The 16,070-nt window shown below is 63.6% G+C and carries 13 protein-coding genes and 1 tRNA gene; 11 read left to right on the top strand and 3 right to left on the bottom strand.

Annotated features, from left to right (window positions below):
* Positions 1 to 5: 5 nt before the first annotated feature.
* Positions 6 to 2,102 carry a bifunctional 2',3'-cyclic-nucleotide 2'-phosphodiesterase/3'-nucleotidase gene (locus BVG12_RS15695; RefSeq protein WP_075793217.1) on the bottom strand — a complete coding sequence of 699 codons (2,097 nt, stop codon included), beginning with the start codon at positions 2,100 to 2,102 and terminating at the stop codon, positions 6 to 8.
* Between the two features lie 333 nt (positions 2,103 to 2,435).
* On the opposite strand from BVG12_RS15695, the gene BVG12_RS15690 reads away from it, so the two are divergent.
* Genes BVG12_RS15690 through BVG12_RS15680 form a run of 3 tightly spaced genes read left to right on the top strand, consistent with a single transcriptional unit; the run spans position 2,436 to position 5,365 of the window.
* Complete coding sequence (locus BVG12_RS15690; RefSeq protein ID WP_075793216.1) at positions 2,436 to 3,662, top strand: CmpA/NrtA family ABC transporter substrate-binding protein; 1,227 nt, start codon at positions 2,436 to 2,438, stop codon at positions 3,660 to 3,662.
* Between the two features lie 31 nt (positions 3,663 to 3,693).
* The gene (ntrB, locus tag BVG12_RS15685; protein ID WP_075793215.1) at positions 3,694 to 4,557 is read left to right on the top strand and encodes a nitrate ABC transporter permease; all 864 of its coding nucleotides are present in this window, start codon (positions 3,694 to 3,696) and stop codon (positions 4,555 to 4,557) included.
* Position 4,558: 1 nt separating this feature from the next.
* Complete coding sequence (locus BVG12_RS15680; protein ID WP_075793214.1) at positions 4,559 to 5,365, top strand: ABC transporter ATP-binding protein; 807 nt, start codon at positions 4,559 to 4,561, stop codon at positions 5,363 to 5,365.
* An 18-nt stretch (positions 5,366 to 5,383) separates the two neighbouring features.
* On the opposite strand, the gene tsaD is transcribed toward BVG12_RS15680, so the two are convergent.
* Together tsaD and BVG12_RS15670 are read right to left on the bottom strand one after the other, a co-directional pair.
* Positions 5,384 to 6,421: a tRNA (adenosine(37)-N6)-threonylcarbamoyltransferase complex transferase subunit TsaD gene (tsaD, locus tag BVG12_RS15675; protein ID WP_075793213.1), complete on the bottom strand. Its 1,038-nt coding sequence runs from the start codon at positions 6,419 to 6,421 to the stop codon at positions 5,384 to 5,386.
* Positions 6,422 to 6,603: 182 nt separating this feature from the next.
* The gene (locus tag BVG12_RS15670) at positions 6,604 to 7,662 is read right to left on the bottom strand and encodes a 3-deoxy-7-phosphoheptulonate synthase (RefSeq protein ID WP_075796389.1); all 1,059 of its coding nucleotides are present in this window, start codon (positions 7,660 to 7,662) and stop codon (positions 6,604 to 6,606) included.
* Between the two features lie 112 nt (positions 7,663 to 7,774).
* Between BVG12_RS15670 and ybiB the strand changes: the two genes are divergently transcribed.
* The 8 genes from ybiB to BVG12_RS15630 all read left to right on the top strand — a co-directional run bounded on the left by ybiB (position 7,775) and on the right by BVG12_RS15630 (position 16,063).
* The gene (ybiB, locus tag BVG12_RS15665; RefSeq protein WP_075793212.1) at positions 7,775 to 8,755 is read left to right on the top strand and encodes a DNA-binding protein YbiB; all 981 of its coding nucleotides are present in this window, start codon (positions 7,775 to 7,777) and stop codon (positions 8,753 to 8,755) included.
* A 56-nt stretch (positions 8,756 to 8,811) separates the two neighbouring features.
* A complete protein-coding gene (locus tag BVG12_RS15660) occupies positions 8,812 to 10,023 on the top strand; it encodes a BaiN/RdsA family NAD(P)/FAD-dependent oxidoreductase (protein WP_075793211.1) in 1,212 nt (403 codons plus the stop codon).
* Between the two features lie 106 nt (positions 10,024 to 10,129).
* Entirely contained in the window at positions 10,130 to 10,342 is a 213-nt protein-coding gene (rpsU, locus tag BVG12_RS15655) for a 30S ribosomal protein S21 (RefSeq protein WP_005665410.1), read from the top strand.
* A 129-nt stretch (positions 10,343 to 10,471) separates the two neighbouring features.
* Entirely contained in the window at positions 10,472 to 10,921 is a 450-nt protein-coding gene (locus BVG12_RS15650) for a GatB/YqeY domain-containing protein (RefSeq protein ID WP_075793210.1), read from the top strand.
* A gap of 149 nt (positions 10,922 to 11,070) precedes the next feature.
* A complete protein-coding gene (gene dnaG / locus BVG12_RS15645) occupies positions 11,071 to 12,873 on the top strand; it encodes a DNA primase (RefSeq protein ID WP_075793209.1) in 1,803 nt (600 codons plus the stop codon).
* A 269-nt stretch (positions 12,874 to 13,142) separates the two neighbouring features.
* On the top strand, positions 13,143 to 15,353 hold the full coding sequence (rpoD, locus tag BVG12_RS15640) for an RNA polymerase sigma factor RpoD (protein WP_075793208.1): 2,211 nt from the start codon (positions 13,143 to 13,145) through the stop codon (positions 15,351 to 15,353).
* A 111-nt stretch (positions 15,354 to 15,464) separates the two neighbouring features.
* A tRNA-Ile gene (locus BVG12_RS15635) sits at positions 15,465 to 15,543 on the top strand.
* A 163-nt stretch (positions 15,544 to 15,706) separates the two neighbouring features.
* On the top strand, positions 15,707 to 16,063 hold the full coding sequence (locus tag BVG12_RS15630) for a hypothetical protein (protein ID WP_075793207.1): 357 nt from the start codon (positions 15,707 to 15,709) through the stop codon (positions 16,061 to 16,063).
* The last annotated feature ends 7 nt before the right edge of the window (positions 16,064 to 16,070 follow it).

Raw genomic sequence — 16,070 nt, 5'->3', positions numbered from 1 at the left:
CCGGCTTACTTCGACAGGTCGATCGCGTACTTGGCGAAGCCGCTCGCGTCCAGCCCGCCCTCGGCCGTGACGGCGGAGAGGCCCGCCGCCTTCGCCAGCGCGAGATGGCCTGGGGCCGAGCGCAGGATCACGGGGCCGGCGGTCGCGGTCTTCACGAAGCTCCAGCTCTTCGCGCCGCCGTTCGCCGCCAGGGTGACTTTGCCGCTCGCCGCGCCGATCTTCTGCAGGTAATTGCTGACGACGGCCTGGTTCGCGTCCGGCGACTTGATGATCGTCTTGCTGCCGTCGATGCCGGGGAAGTTGCCGCCGCCGCCGGCGCGGTAGTCGTTGGTGGCCACGATGAAGTCGTCCGTGTCCGCCACCGGCTTGCCCTGGTACGTCAGGTTGACGACGCGGCTGCCGACCGGCTTCGTGACGTCGACCTGGTACTGCAGCGCGTTGTTCTCGGCGTAGAACACGTCGTAGTTATAGATCGTGCCGTACGACGGGACGAGGTCCTGCTCGCTTGTGACCGCCGGATCGATCCGCGCGAACTGTTTCGCGGCCGTCTCCAGCCAGTTCTTGAGGTCCGATCCCTTGATCTTCACGGCCTGCAGGTTGTTGTTGCTGTACAGGTAAAGGTCGCCCGGATTGCGGACCTGCAGGCCGATCGGCGCCGCGGGCGTCGCGCCAGGGGCCACGTCCGTGAAGTCGGACGGCCCGTTGCGGCCCGCCTTGAACGGCGCGCTGCACGAGATCACGGGGATGGTCTTGTAGCTCGAGAGGGTGGCGTCCGTGCTCGTCGCGATGGCGTTCTTCACGTAATCGATCTGCGCCTGGTTCACGAGCTGGATGGCCGATACGTCGCCCGCGAGCGCGAAGTACGAGGACATCTCGAAGTCCGTCGACACGCCCAGCGGCTGCTTCGCATAGGCGATCGTGGCCTGGTGTTCCGTCTGCACGGCAGCGGCGATGGCCGGGTCGGCGGTCACGGGGGTGGTGCCGTCCTTGTATTTGTAGCCGCGCGATTCGACGGTCGTCTTCGCCGGCTGCACGATCCATTTTCCGCCCTGGTAGGCGAGCGTCATCTTGACGACGCCGAGACGCCGTCCCCAGCTCTGCGCCATCACGGTCGGCACGCCGTTGACGAAGCCGCCCACCGCATCGACCTTGGCCGAGGCGGGAATCGCGGCGAACGACGGATCCAGCGCGGGCGCACCCGTTTCTTTCCCCTTCGGGAAGATGAGGTGCGAGTGGCCGATCAAGAGGGCATCGATGCCGGTCGTGCTCAGGTGATAGCTCTGGTTTTCCATCTTCGGGCTGTACGTGCTCGTGTCCAAGCCACCGTGCGACAGCGCGACGACGAGGTCCGCGCCTTTGCCGCGCATCTCCGGCACATACTGTTTCGCCGCTTCGACGGCGCCGCCGACGGCCACCTTGCCGGCCAGGTTCTTCTGGTCCCAGTCGAGGATCTGCGGCGGCACGAAGCTCATCACGCCCACATTGACGGTGACCGGCATCGTCTCGCCGTTCGGCTTCGTCGCCGTGAAGTTGCGCGCGAGGATGCGGTACGGTTCGTAGATCGTTTTACCCGTGGCGACTGCCGTCACGTTCGACAGCACGAGCGGGAAGTTCGGCCCGCCGCACGTGCCGGCCGGTTTCGTCACGCCCGGGATGCCGAAGTCGGTGTTCGTGACCTGGCTGAGGAACGGCAGGCCGTAGTTGAATTCGTGGTTGCCCAGGCCGCCCGCGTCGTACTTCAGCGCGTTCATCGCCTTGTGCACGGCGAGCGTGTCCGAACATTTCACGGGCGAGGTGACGGCCTGCAGGTCGGCCAGCAAGGTGCCCTGGATGACGTCGCCGTCGTCGAACAGCAGATTGTTCGGCGTCTCGGCGCGCGCCTGCTGGATCAGCGTGGACGTGCGGTCGAGGCCCAGCGTGGCATCGTCGGCGAGCGAGTAATAGTTGTAGCCGAGGACGTTCGAGTGGATGTCGGTGGTCTCGAGCAGGGCGAGGGTGACGGTCGTGCCTTCGGGGATGACGTTGGCGGGCGTGGACGGCTCGCCGCAGCCTGTCAGGCCGGCGGCGGCAAGGGCCGCGAGCAGTACGTGGTTGCGTTTCAAGATCGTGGGTCCGTTGTGATGTTGTGATGTAAACCGGGCGCACTCTATCTTGATCAGATGACAACGATATGACAGGCCCATGCGCCACGCCGACGCACGCTGCACGGTTCCGGACGCGCGTGCGCCGTGCTCTGGCACGCCGGCCTGCACGGCCGCACGCAATCGGTGTGCGTCCCCGTTTTTGTTGGTGCGTCGGCACAACCACGGTGCCGGCGCGATGTTTCGAGTGTTGGCACGGCACTTGCTGTATTGACTGCGAGGGCGCCGGAGCCGGCCACTCCGCCCGCCGCCGACGTTGTCTCTTTCTTTCGTTTGCCGTCTACAAGGACCAACATGACCGATACAACCAATCAGACCCGCCGCCGCCTGCTGGCCGCCACGGCCTCGCTCACCGGACTCGTCTCCGGCGGGGTCTTCGCCGCCGGTTCCGACAAACCCGAGAAAACGGAAGTCAAGGTCGGCTTCATCCCCCTGACCGACTGCGCTTCCGTGGTGATGGCGTCGGTGCTGGGCTTCGACAAGAAGTACGGCATCAAGATCGTGCCCAGCAAGGAATCGTCCTGGGCCAGTGTGCGCGACAAGCTGGTCAACGGCGAACTGGATGCCGCCCATGTGCTGTATGGCCTCATCTACGGCGTACAGATGGGCATCGGCGGCCCGAAGAAGGACATGGCGGTGCTGATGAACCTGAACCACAACGGCCAGGCCATCACCCTGTCGAAGAAGCTGGCCGACGCCCATGCGGTGGACGGCCCGTCGTTGGCCAAGGTGATGAGCACGGACAAGCGCGACTACAGCTTCGCGCAGACCTTCCCGACCGGCACCCATGCGATGTGGCTGTACTACTGGCTGGCCAGCTACGGGATCAATCCGATGAGGGATGCGAAGGTGATCACCGTGCCGCCGCCGCAGATGGTGGCGAACATGCGGGTCGGGAATATGGACGGCTTCTGCGTGGGCGAGCCGTGGAACCACCGCGCCATCGCCGACGGCGTCGGCATCACCGCCGCGACGACCCAGGAGATCTGGAAGGACCATCCGGAAAAGACCCTCGGCACCTCGCTCGAGTGGGTCAGGAAGTATCCGAACACGGCGCGCGCCCTCGTGGCCGCGGTGCTGGAGGCGAGCCGGTGGATCGACGCGAGCATGTCCAACAAGGTGAAAATGGCCGAGACGATCGCCGACAAATCGTACGTCAACACCTCGGTGGACGTGATCAACCAGCGCATCCTGGGCCGCTACCAGAACGGCCTGGGCAAGACCTGGGACGATCCGAACTACATGAAGTTCTACAACGACGGCACGGTCAATTTCCCCTACCTGTCGGACGGCATGTGGTTCATGACCCAGCACCGCCGCTGGGGCCTGCTGAAGTCCGATCCCGACTACCTGGCCGTGGCCTCGAGCGTCAACCAGGTCGGCCTGTACCGGGAAGCGGCCGCCATGGCCAAGGCCGAGGTGCCGAAGTCGCCCATGCGTTCCGCAAAGCTCATCGACGGCACCGTGTGGGACGGGAAGAATCCGGCCGGCTATGCCGCCGCGTTCAAGATCAAGGCGTGATCGTGCATCCATCGACCATAGTGAGGACATCATGAACGCAATCGTGGATTCGACATCCGGCGCGCGCGCCAAGCCGGCGGCGCCCGGCTGGCGCGCCCTGGCGCTGCGCGCGCCGAATGGCCGCGCCGTGTTGCTGGCGCTGCTGCCGCCGCTGCTGGGCCTGGGGCTGCTGGTGCTGGTGTGGCAGCTCGTCTCGGCCAGCAACGGCAACTTCCCATCGCCCTTTGTGACGTGGGATGCGGCCGTCAAGCTGTTCGCCGACCCGTTCTACAGCAACGGGCCGAACGACCAGGGCATCGGCTGGAACATCCTGGCGTCGCTCAAGCGGGTGGCGCTGGGCTTCGGCCTGGCCGCGCTAGCGGGCATCCCGCTCGGCTTCCTGATCGGGCGCTCGCGCTTCCTGGCCGGCATGTGCAATCCCATCGTCAGCCTGCTGCGCCCGGTCTCGCCGCTGGCCTGGCTGCCGATCGGGCTCCTGGTGTTCAAGGCCGCCAATCCGGCCGCCATCTGGGCCATCTTCATCTGCTCGATCTGGCCGATGATCATCAACACGGCCGTCGGCGTGCAGCGCGTGCCGCAGGACTACATGAACGTGGCGCGCGTGCTCAACCTGTCGGAGTGGAAGATCTTCACGACGATCCTGCTGCCCTCGGTCCTGCCCTATATGCTGACCGGTGTGCGCCTGGCGATCGGCACGGCCTGGCTGGTGATCGTCGCCGCCGAAATGCTGACCGGAGGCGTGGGCATCGGCTTCTGGGTCTGGGACGAGTGGAACAACCTGAACGTCCCCCACATCATCATCGCCATCGTCGTCATCGGCGTGGTCGGGCTGGTGCTGGAACAGGCGCTGGTCGCGTTGGCCCGCGCCGTCACCTACGAAGAATCCGGGAGTTGATATGAGCGAGCCGAAATTCATCGAAGTGCAGCAGGTCGAGATGTTGTTCGACACCCGCAAGGGCTCGTTCCACGCCCTTGCCGACGTCAACCTGAAGGTGGCGCGCGGCGAGTTCATCACCTTGATCGGCCACTCGGGCTGCGGCAAGTCGACCTTGCTGAACCTGCTGGCGGGCCTGACGCGTGCCACCGAGGGCGTCCTGATCTGCGCCGGCCGCGAGATCGCCGGACCGTCGCCGGAGCGTGCGGTGGTGTTCCAGAACCATTCGCTGCTGCCCTGGCTGACCTGTTTCGAGAACGTCTACCTGGCCGTCGAGCGCGTGTTCGGCGACCGCGAACCGAAGGACAAGCTGCGTGCGCGCACGACCGATGCGCTGGCGCTCGTGGGGCTGACGCACGCGGCGCAGAAGCGGCCCAGCGAGATCTCGGGCGGCATGAAGCAACGGGTCGGCATCGCGCGCGCGCTGTCGATGGAGCCGAAGGTGCTGCTGATGGACGAACCGTTCGGCGCCCTGGACGCGCTGACCCGCGCCCACCTGCAGAACGAACTGCTGCGCATCGTCGCCCAGACCGGCTCCACGGTCGTGATGGTCACGCACGACGTGGACGAGGCGGTGCTGCTGTCGGACCGCATCGTGATGATGACCAACGGCCCGGCCGCGACCATCGGCGAGATCGTGGACGTGCGTCTGGCGCGCCCGCGCGAGCGCGTCGCGCTGGCGCACGATGCGCTCTACAACGAGTATCGGACGAGGGTGCTGGAGTTCCTGTATCACCGGCAGGCAAGGCCGGCGAAGGAAGCGGCCTGACGGTCAGGTCGGCGAAAATCAGGCCGGCTCGATCTCGTCCAGCGGCCAGCGCGGGCGCACGTTGAACGCGTAATCGCGCTGCGCCGCTTCCGGATTGCGCTCCAGCCGCAGCGCGCCCGCGAACGCGATCATCGCGCCGTTGTCGGTGCAGAATTCCAGTTCCGGGTAATAGACCTTGAACCGCTTCTTCGCCGCCGCCGCGTTCAGCGATGCGCGCAACTGGCGGTTCGCGCCCACGCCGCCCGCGATCACGAGGCGCTTGAGGCCCGTGTGCTTCAGCGCCAGCACGCATTTGGCGGTCAGCACGTCGACGATGGCATCGACGAACCCGCGCGCGATGTTGGCCTTGTCCTGCTCGCAGACGTTGGCCACGTCCGCCGCGTTGTTCTTCACGACCGTCAGCACGGCCGTCTTCAGTCCCGAGAAGCTGAAATTGAAATCCTTCGAGTGCAGCATCGGACGCGGCAATTTATACGCTTCCGGATCGCCGAATTCCGCCAGGCGCGAAATGGCCGGGCCGCCCGGATAGCCAAGGCCCAGCAGCTTGGCCGACTTGTCGAACGCTTCGCCGGCGGCGTCGTCCAGGGTCTCGCCCAGCAGCGTGTAGCGGCCGACGCCATCGACGCGCATCAGCTGCGTGTGGCCGCCGGAGACGAGCAGGGCGACGAACGGGAATTCCGGCCGCTCGCTCGCGAGCAGCGGCGACAGCAGGTGACCTTCGAGGTGGTGCACGCCCAGCACGGGCTTATCGAGCGCGAGCGCCAGGCTGCACGCGACGGACGATCCGACCAGCAGCGCGCCGGCGAGGCCCGGACCCTGCGTGTAGGCGATGGCGTCGATGCGCTCCATCGGCAGGTCGGCCTGCGCGAGCACCTGTTCCAGCAGCGGCAGCGCGCGCCGGATATGGTCGCGCGACGCCAGTTCCGGCACGACGCCGCCGTACTCCTCGTGCATCGCGACCTGCGAGTGCAGTGCGTGGGCCAGCAGGCCGCGCTCCGTGTCGTACAGAGCCAGGCCGGTTTCATCGCAGGAGGATTCGACGCCGAGGACAATCATGGGCAAGCAGGAACAGTATGAGGAAGACAAGATGGGCGCCCAGGGCGCCGCGCAATCCGCCATTGTACCGTAGGGTGGTTCGGGGCGCGCAGCCGGCTGCGCCGCGGCAGCGATGCCGCGGCGGCCCGTGCGCCGTCCACGCGTCCGGAGGAAGATGCGAACCGCCTGCGCGGCGCCGGACGTTACGCCCGCTGCAGCAATTCCTTGTGCGCGCTGCGCAGCATGGCTTCGGTGTCGTCCCAGCCGATGCAGCCGTCGGTGACGGAGCAGCCGTATTTCAGCTGCGACAGGTCGCTCGGAATCGGCTGGCTGCCGCTGACGATGTTCGATTCGATCATCACGCCGACGAGCGACCGGTTGCCGTGCTTGATCTGCTGGATCACGTCCGACATGACGAGCGGCTGCAGTTCCGGCTTCTTGTAGCTGTTCGCGTGCGAGCAGTCGACGACGAGGTTCGCGGGCAGGCCGGCCTTCGTGAGGGCCTGTTCGGCGATCGCGACGGACACGGAATCGTAGTTCGGACGCCCGCCGCCGCCGCGCAGCACGACGTGGCCGTAGGCGTTGCCGCGGGTGCGCACGATCGACACGCTGCCCTGGTCGTTGATGCCCAGGAAGGAGTGCGGGCTGGACGACGACAGCACGGCGTTGACGGCGATGCTGACGTCGCCGTCGGTGCCGTTCTTGAAGCCGACGGGCGTCGACAGGCCGGACGACATCTCGCGGTGCGTCTGCGATTCCGTCGTGCGCGCGCCGATCGCGGTCCAGGCGATCAGGTCGCCCAGGTATTGCGGAGAAATCGGATCGAGCGCCTCGGTGGCGGTCGGCAGGCCCAGCTCGCACACGTCGAGCAGGAACTGGCGCGCGCGTTCCATGCCGACGTCGACGCGGAACGAGTCGTCCATGAACGGATCGTTGATATAGCCCTTCCAGCCGGTGGTCGTGCGCGGCTTTTCGAAATACACCCGCATCACCAGCACCATCGTGTCCTGCACCTCGGCCTGCAGCGCCTTCAGGCGGCGCGCATAGTCGAGGCCCGCGACCGGATCGTGGATCGAGCAGGGGCCGACGACGACGAACAGGCGCTTGTCCTTGCGGTCGAGGATGTTGCGCAGGGTCTCGCGGCCCTTCATCACGGTGGTGAAGGCCTTGTCCGTCAGCGGCAGCTTTTTATGCAGTTCGCTGGGCGTCGGCATGGTCGCGAACGAGGTGACGTTGGTATTTTCGATATCGGGCGTGATCAGCATGGCATTCGTGTTTGTTCCTGAGGGATCAATGAGTCTAGCCTGAAATCGCGCATCCTGCACCCTCTTGCTCAAAAAACTCGCATCCGCGAGGGGATGGTATGCTGTCGCGATGGATACCAATCACGCACCCCAGAACCCCGCATCCTTCCCGGCCGCCCGCTTCATCAAGGAGATCGGCCGCGGCGTGAAAGGCGCGCGCAGCATGTCGCGCGAGGACGCCAAGCTGCTCTACGCCGCCATGCTCGACGGGCGCGTGTCCGACCTGGAACTGGGCGGCATCCTGCTCGCGATGCGCATCAAGGGCGAATCCGTCGAGGAAATCGCCGGCTTCATGGACGCGGCCGAAGCGTCGTTCGCGCCGCTGCCCGCGCCGCCCGGCGACTTCGCGCCCGTGCTGATCCCCAGCTATAACGGGGCGCGCAAGCTGGCCAACCTGACGCCGCTGCTGGCGCTGCTGCTCGCGCGCGAGGGCGTGCCGGTGCTGGTGCACGGCGTCCAGGAAGATCCGGGCCGCGTGACGACGGCCGAGATCTTCGCCGAGATGGGCATCGGCCCCGTCGGCTCCACGGCCGACATGCTGGACGTTTTTGCGGACCAAAGACCGTGCTTCATGCCGATCGAGCGGCTGGCGCCGGAGCTGGCGCACCAGCTGTCGCTGCGCCGCATCCTCGGCGTGCGCAATTCCACGCACACCCTCGTCAAGATCCTGCAGCCGTTCGAGGGCCCGGCGCTGCGCCTCGTGTCGTACACGCATCCGGAATACCTGGCGATGCTGACCGAATATTTTGAAACGGCCGCCCCGCACGCCCGCGGCGACGCCTTCCTCATGCGCGGCACCGAAGGCGAGACGGTGGCGAACGCGAACCGCGCCCAGGAAATCAACTGGTTCCACGCCGGACAAAAGACCCTGCTGATCGAGCGCGACGCCCCGGCCGACGCGCTGGCGCCCGCGCCGGAAGGCCGCGACGCGGCCGCCACCGCCGACTGGATCGCGCGCGCGCTGCGCGGCGAACAGCCCGTGCCGCCGCCGATCGCGGCGCAGGTGGCGCAGTGCGTGCAGGTGGCGCGGGCTTTACGTACGGCTGTCTGATCCGCCTTCCTTCCCGTACAATCACGCCTTTTGCGCGCAGCATTCACGGAAGAGGCATGGCAAAACACTACGACGTGGCGATCATCGGCGCCGGCGCGGCCGGCATGATGTGCGCCGCCACCGCGGCCCAGCGCGGCAAGCGCGTCCTGCTGGTCGACCACGCCGGCAAGCTGGCCGAAAAAATCCGCATCTCGGGCGGCGGCCGCTGCAACTTCACCAACATCAACGCCGGCCCGCAGAATTTCCTGTCCGAGAATCCGCATTTCTGCCGCAGCGCCTTGTCGCGCTACACGCCCCAGGATTTCCTCGCGCTCGTCAAGAAACACCGCATCGCGTACCACGAAAAGCACCGCGGCCAGCTGTTCTGCGACGACTCGTCCGAACAGATCATCGCCATGCTCAAGGCCGAATGCGACGCGGGCGGCGTGCAGTGGCGCATGCCGTGCAAGGTGGCCGGGGTCTCGAAGCATGCGGATGGGTTCCGCATCGACACGGACGGTGAACCCATCCTCGCCGCCAATGTCGTGGTCGCAACGGGCGGCCTGTCGATCCCGAAGATCGGCGCCACCGACCTGGGCTACCGCATCGCGAAGCACTTCGATATCAAGATCGTCGAGACGCGCCCTGGTCTCGTGCCCCTGACCTTTGACGGCCCCAGCTGGCAACCGTTCGTGCCGCTGGCCGGCATCGCGCTCGAAGTCGACGTCGAGACGGGGTCGAAAAAGGGCAAGAATGCAAAGTACGGCTATTTCCGGGAAGATTTATTGTTCACGCACCGCGGCCTGTCCGGCCCGGCCATCCTGCAGATTTCCAGCTACTGGCAGCCGGGCACGGCCATCCTGTTGAATCTGCTGCCGGAGATCGACGTGGCGGAAGAACTGATCGGTATGAAGACGACGATCAAAAAGCAGTTGGGAAATGTCTTGTCGCAGTGGCTGCCTACCCGCCTTGCAGAAGGTCTCTTGCTCGGTAACGGTTTCGCGCTGGATGCGCGCTTGCCGGACATGGCAGATGCGAAATTGCGCAAGCTGGGCGATGCGATCAACCGCTGGGCCATCGTGCCGACCGGATCGGAAGGTTATAAGAAGGCGGAGGTGACGCTGGGCGGCGTCGATACGCGCGAACTGTCGCAGCAGACGATGATGGCGAACAATGTCCCCGGCCTGTATTTCATCGGCGAGACGGTCGACGTCACGGGCTGGCTCGGCGGCTATAACTTCCAGTGGGCATGGGCTTCCGGCGTCGCGGCGGGCGGGGCGATCGAGTGAAACCGCTGCGATGTGGCAACTTTGCACACTGATGAAAAACATCGCACAGAGCTTGAAAAGCTGTTAGAATTTCGTTCTTCCCTAAATCCAACGGTTTCATTTTTACATGACCACTATCCGCCTTAAAGAAAACGAGCCGTTCGAAGTCGCTATGCGTCGCTTCAAGCGCACTATCGAAAAAACCGGTCTGCTGACGGAACTGCGCGCACGCGAGTTCTACGAGAAGCCGACTGCAGAGCGCAAGCGCAAGCTGGCCGCTGCCGTGAAGCGTCACTACAAGCGCATCCGCAGCCAGCAACTGCCGAAGAAGCTGTACTGATTTACATTCACGCCTGATCCGGTGACGGCCGATTGCCAGTCCCGGCTTTGCAAGGCCTGAATCCGACGAAGCCCGCTCCGGTTGTGCCGCAGCGGGTTTTGCCTTTTGCCCCCATCGAATGGAGTCTCCATGAGCTTGAAAGACCAAATCACCGACGACATGAAAGCCGCCATGCGCGCCAAGGACAGCGAGCGCCTCTCGACCATCCGTCTCTTGATCGCCGAGATCAAGCGCAAGGAAGTGGACGAACGGGTCGAGCTGAACGATGCGCAGGTGCTGGCTGTCGTCGAAAAGATGATCAAGCAGCGCAAGGATTCGATCACCCAGTTCGAAAGTGGTGGCCGCCAGGATCTGGCTGATAAGGAAAAGTCCGAGTTGGCCGTGCTGACGGCATACATGCCGGCCGGCCTGTCGGATGAGGAAGTCGCCGCCGAAGTGGCCGCCGCGGTTGCCGCATCGGGCGCCGCCGGTCCGCAGGACATGGGTAAGGTGATGGGCATCCTGAAACCGAAACTGGCTGGCCGTGCCGACATGACGGCGGTGTCGGCCCAGGTGAAGAAAGCCCTCGCAGGCGCTTGAGCCTGGCGCGACACGGCTGCGGCAACGACACTACGGCCGTGTCTGTTTTTGATGCACCGGAGCGGCAACGCCATGTTGCATTGTTGCAAATCAACTTGTAACGAGCCCTGCGGTATAGTCTGACCTGAGACAAATACCTGTTAGATCAAGTGATTCCGCAATCATTCATTACCGACTTGCTCAATCGCGTTGACATCGTCGACGTGGTGGGACGTTATGTGCAGCTGAAAAAGGGCGGCGCCAATTACATGGGGCTCTGTCCGTTTCACAACGAAAAGTCCCCCAGCTTTACCGTCAGCCCGACCAAGCAGTTCTATCACTGCTTCGGCTGCGGCGCCCACGGCACCGCCATCGGCTTCATGATCGAATACTCGGGCATGGGCTTCGTCGACGCCGTCAAGGACTTGGCGCAAAGCGTCGGCATGATCGTGCCCCAGGCCGACGACAAGATTCCGCCGGCCCAGCGCGCCGCCCAGCAGGCGCAGACGCTGGCCTTGTCGGATGCGCTGAACCAGGCCTGCGATTTTTATCGTGCCCAATTGCGCACGGCGCCAAACGCCATTGCCTATTTAAAAGGCCGCGGCTTGACGGGAGAAGTCGCGGCCCGCTTCGGCCTCGGCTACGCGCCCGGCGGCTGGGACAACCTGCGCTCCGTCTTCCCCGATTACGACGCGCTGGCGCTCGTCGAATCCGGCCTCGTCATCGATAAAGTGGATGAGGATGGCGGCAATAAAAAACGCTACGACCGATTCCGCGAACGCATCATGTTCCCGATCCGGAACACGAAAGGGCAGGTGATCGGCTTCGGCGGCCGCGTGCTCGACGGCGGCGAACCGAAATACCTGAACTCGCCGGAAACGCCGCTGTTCCAGAAAGGTCATGAGTTATATGGGCTGTTCGAGGCGCGCCAGGCGATCCGCGACGCCGGTTATGTGCTGGTGACGGAGGGCTATATGGACGTCGTCGCCTTGGCCCAGCTCGGCTTCCCGCAAGCCGTGGCAACGCTCGGCACGGCGTGTACCAGTACCCACGTGCAAAAGCTGCTGCGCCAGACCGACAACGTCATCTTCAGTTTCGACGGCGACAAGGCCGGCCGCCGCGCCGCCCGCCGTGCGCTGGAAGCCTGTTTGCCCCAGGTCACGGACAACAAGACGATCAAGTTCCTGTTCTTGCCACAAGAACACGATCCGGACAGCTATGTGCGCGAATTCGGCGCGGAAGCGTTCGCACGGGAAATCAACGAAGCGATGCCGCTGTCGCAATTCCTGCTGCGCGAAGTGACGACGGAACACGATCTCGACACGCCGGAAGGCCGGGCGCGCGTCCAGTTCGATGCGAAACCGCTGCTGCAAGCCATGACGCCGACGGCCCTGCGCCTGCAGATCGTGCGCGGGCTGGCGAACCTGACCGAGTCAACGCCGGCGGAGATCGAAGCGTTGTTCGAGTTGTCCAAGCCGGTTGCGGTGGCGCGCAAAGCCCCGCCGCGCCAGGGGCGCCCGGAGCCGGTTGGCCTGGAATTGCAGATGTCGCGCATCCTCGTCGCCCATCCGGCGCTGGCGCTGGGCCTGGATGAATCAGCATTGCGCGCTTTCGACCATTTCGGCGTCGAGCAAGCCGAGCGCTTGCGCCAGCTCGTCGCGATGGCCCAGGCATTGGGGGCGAACGGTACGTTCGCCGCGTTGTCCGAGCAATTGAAGGAGACGAGCAGCGAATACGACAACCTGATCGCGGCCATCGCCGTCGAACCCGAATCGGATAGCGAAGCCGATCGTGTATGGCTGACAAGTGCGGTGAGGCAAGTCAAGATGGACGTATTGAAACAGGAGTTGAACCAGTTGTTTTCTTCCGGATTGACCCCAGATCAGGTGAGTGCCCGCTATCGCGAAATCACAGCTCAGCAGGACCTCTTGGCCCGGGAGGCAGCAAACGAAACCCCTGCGAAATTCGCCTGATGAAGGACGGTCGCCAAGGCGGCGTTCTTGACTGGAAAGAACAGGGGCGCGTGCTATAATAAAACGCTAACTATTGCAAGCATTGAAACGATTTTTCGTGTCAATCCGGGCGGGGTTGTTTCAGTTAGCAGGGCAACCGAGTGTGCCTGCAGCGTGATGTAAGGTAACAAAACTTTATCTTTAACCATAGTAAAGTGGTCGTTGTGACTTCGAAAGCGCCTGTGCCAACCAAGAAACCCGAAACCAAAGTGGCTACCAAATCCACCAGGATGTCCGCTAAAGTGGACAATTCGCAAGACAAGGCGGAAGCTCGCGTTGCGGGTGTTGCGCCTGTCAGCCAGACGACCGACGCGGAAGCCCTCGCCGCGATCGACACGTCCGGCTACGTGCTGCCGGCCGTCAAGGTGCCGGGCCGGCGCGGCCGCAAGCCCAAGGAATTCACGCCCGAGAACGACGAAGTCGCCGCGCTGAACGCGGTCGAGCGCGCCGAGCTGAAAGCGGTCGACAAGGCCAAGGCCAAGGACCGCAAGGCCAAGGAAAAAGCGCTGCTGAAAGATGCGTTCTCCTCGGACACGGAAGCGAGCGAAGAGGAACTGGAAATCCGCCGCCAGAAGCTCAAGGCCCTGATCAAGTCGGGCAAGGAGCGCGGCTTCCTCACGTATTCCGAGATCAACGACCATCTGCCGGACAATATCGTCGATCCGGAAGCGATCGAAGGCATCATCGGCACGTTCAACGACATGGGCATTGCCGTCTACGAGCACGCGCCCGATGCCGAAACGCTGCTGCTGTCCGATAATGTCGCCACCGTCACGAGCGACGACGAAGCCGAGGCTGCCGCCGAAGCGGCGCTGTCGACCGTCGACTCCGATTTCGGCCGCACCACCGACCCCGTCCGCATGTACATGCGCGAAATGGGTTCCGTCGAACTGCTGACCCGCGAAGGCGAGATCGAGATCGCCAAACGCATCGAAGACGGCCTGCGCGACATGATCCAGGCGATCTCCGCCTGCCCGGTGACGATCGCCGAAATCATCGACGCCGCCCGCCGCATAGAGCAGGACGAGATCAAGATCGACGAAATCGTCGACGGCATGGTCGACCCGGACGAAGACGAAGCGACGTCGCCGACCGCCGTCGCCCCGGCTGCGACCGAGTCCGACGACGACGAGGAAGACGACGAGGAAGAGGAAGAAGAGGAAGAGGAAGAAGAGGCGGCCGCGAGTTCCGGTGCCGCCGGCTATTCCGCCGAACAGCTCGAGCAGCTGAAGAACTCGGCCCTCGAAAAATTCAGCATCATCGAGCAGCAGTTCGACAAGATGCGCAAGGCCTACGAAAAGCAGGGCTACAACTCGGACGGCTACATCAAGGCGCAGGAAGCGATCTCGAACGAACTGCTCGGCATCCGCTTCACCGCCAAGGTCGTCGAAAAGCTGTGCGACACCCTGCGCGGCCAAGTCGACGAAGTACGCCACATCGAGAAGCAGATCCTGGACGTGGCCGTGAACCGCTGCGGCATGCCGCGCGCCCACTTCATCAAGGTCTTCCCAGGCAACGAGACGAACCTCGAGTGGGTCGACGGCGAAGTGAACGCCGGACACGCCTACAGCGCCATCCTCGGCCGTAATATCCCGACGATCAAGGAACTGCAGCAACGCCTGATCGACCTGCAATCCCGTGTCGTCCTGCCGCTGCCGGACCTGCGCAACATCAACCGCCAGATGGCGGCCGGTGAAATGAAGGCGCGCAAGGCCAAGCGCGAAATGACGGAAGCTAACCTGCGTCTCGTCATCTCGATCGCGAAGAAGTACACGAACCGCGGCCTGCAATTCCTCGACCTGATCCAGGAAGGCAATATCGGCCTGATGAAGGCGGTGGACAAGTTCGAATACCGTCGCGGTTATAAATTCTCGACGTATGCGACGTGGTGGATCCGTCAGGCCATTACCCGCTCGATCGCAGACCAGGCGCGCACGATCCGTATTCCGGTGCACATGATCGAAACGATCAACAAGATGAACCGGATCTCGCGCCAGATCCTGCAGGAGACAGGCGCCGAGCCGGATCCGGCGACGCTCGCGATCAAGATGGAAATGCCGGAAGATAAGATTCGGAAGATCATGAAGATCGCGAAAGAGCCGATCTCGATGGAAACGCCGATCGGCGACGACGACGATTCGCATCTGGGCGACTTTATCGAGGACAACAACACGTTGGCGCCTTCGGACGCCGCGCTGCATGCCTCGATGCGCGGTGTCGTCAAGGACGTGCTCGACTCGCTGACGCCGCGCGAAGCCAAGGTGCTGCGCATGCGCTTCGGCATCGAAATGTCGACGGATCACACGCTGGAAGAGGTCGGCAAGCAATTCGACGTCACCCGCGAGCGCATCCGCCAGATCGAAGCGAAAGCGCTGCGCAAGCTGCGCCACCCGTCGCGCTCCGACAAGCTGAAGAGCTTCCTCGAAGGCAATAGCGGCTGAGGCTTGACGGACCTACGCTAACACAATATCCTCTCGCCACTTCGGACGCTCAGGCTTCGGCCTGTCATCCGCAAGTGGCGAGTTTTTAGCGTCTTCGGATGTACCAGTTTCGGGCCTCTAGCTCATGCCTGGTTAGAGCAGCGGACTCATAATCCGTTGGTGCCCGGTTCGACTCCGGGGAGGCCTACCAATTAATGTTGTGCTTTGAAATCAAGCCCTTACGAGAAATCGAAAGGGCTTTTTTCATGGTCGATTTTGGCAAGAAGTTGCTTCAAAAACTGCCCTTTGCCGGAAATCTGCCGGAATGGAATGATTCGAGCCAAGCGTCCCGTTGACGGTTGGAGAAATCAAGAATGGCATATATCAAGAAGCGTGGTGAATACTGGCGTGCTGAGGTGCGCCGTAAGGGCTACAAACCTACTTATCGCACCTTTGACACACAAGCTGAAGCTCAGAAGTGGGCGCGCGGGGTCGAGGCCGAAATCGACACCGGCATTTACGTCGACAACTCCGCAGCCGAGAAGATGACATTGGGCCAGGCGCTCAGGCAATATCGGCGAGACGTTGCAGCGAAGAAGCGACATCCGGCGCAAGAGTATGGCCGCATTGATCGCTGGCTTCGAAATGACCTGTGTTTCCGCACGTTGGCCAAGGAGCTGATTTTGCTCGCTACCGGGATCAGAGGCGCTCAATTTGGAGGGTGTAAATAATATTGTG

The sequence above is a fragment of the Massilia putida genome (assembly GCF_001941825.1).
GTDB classification, from domain to species: domain Bacteria; phylum Pseudomonadota; class Gammaproteobacteria; order Burkholderiales; family Burkholderiaceae_D; genus Telluria; species Telluria putida.
The sequence above is the reverse complement of the archived record's forward strand: the minus strand, read 5'-3'. Positions and strand labels throughout refer to the sequence as shown.

Coding starts and splice junctions, on each gene's coding strand:
- rpsU (WP_005665410.1), top strand. CDS start 10,130: ATGACCACTATCCGCCTTAAAGAAAACGAGCCGTTCGAAGTCGCTATG.
- rpoD (WP_075793208.1), top strand. CDS start 13,143: ATGTCCGCTAAAGTGGACAATTCGCAAGACAAGGCGGAAGCTCGCGTT.
- tsaD (WP_075793213.1), bottom strand. CDS start 6,421: ATGATTGTCCTCGGCGTCGAATCCTCCTGCGATGAAACCGGCCTGGCT.
- BVG12_RS15660 (WP_075793211.1), top strand. CDS start 8,812: ATGGCAAAACACTACGACGTGGCGATCATCGGCGCCGGCGCGGCCGGC.
- ntrB (WP_075793215.1), top strand. CDS start 3,694: ATGAACGCAATCGTGGATTCGACATCCGGCGCGCGCGCCAAGCCGGCG.
- ybiB (WP_075793212.1), top strand. CDS start 7,775: ATGGATACCAATCACGCACCCCAGAACCCCGCATCCTTCCCGGCCGCC.
- BVG12_RS15630 (WP_075793207.1), top strand. CDS start 15,707: ATGGCATATATCAAGAAGCGTGGTGAATACTGGCGTGCTGAGGTGCGC.
- BVG12_RS15690 (WP_075793216.1), top strand. CDS start 2,436: ATGACCGATACAACCAATCAGACCCGCCGCCGCCTGCTGGCCGCCACG.
- BVG12_RS15680 (WP_075793214.1), top strand. CDS start 4,559: ATGAGCGAGCCGAAATTCATCGAAGTGCAGCAGGTCGAGATGTTGTTC.
- BVG12_RS15650 (WP_075793210.1), top strand. CDS start 10,472: ATGAGCTTGAAAGACCAAATCACCGACGACATGAAAGCCGCCATGCGC.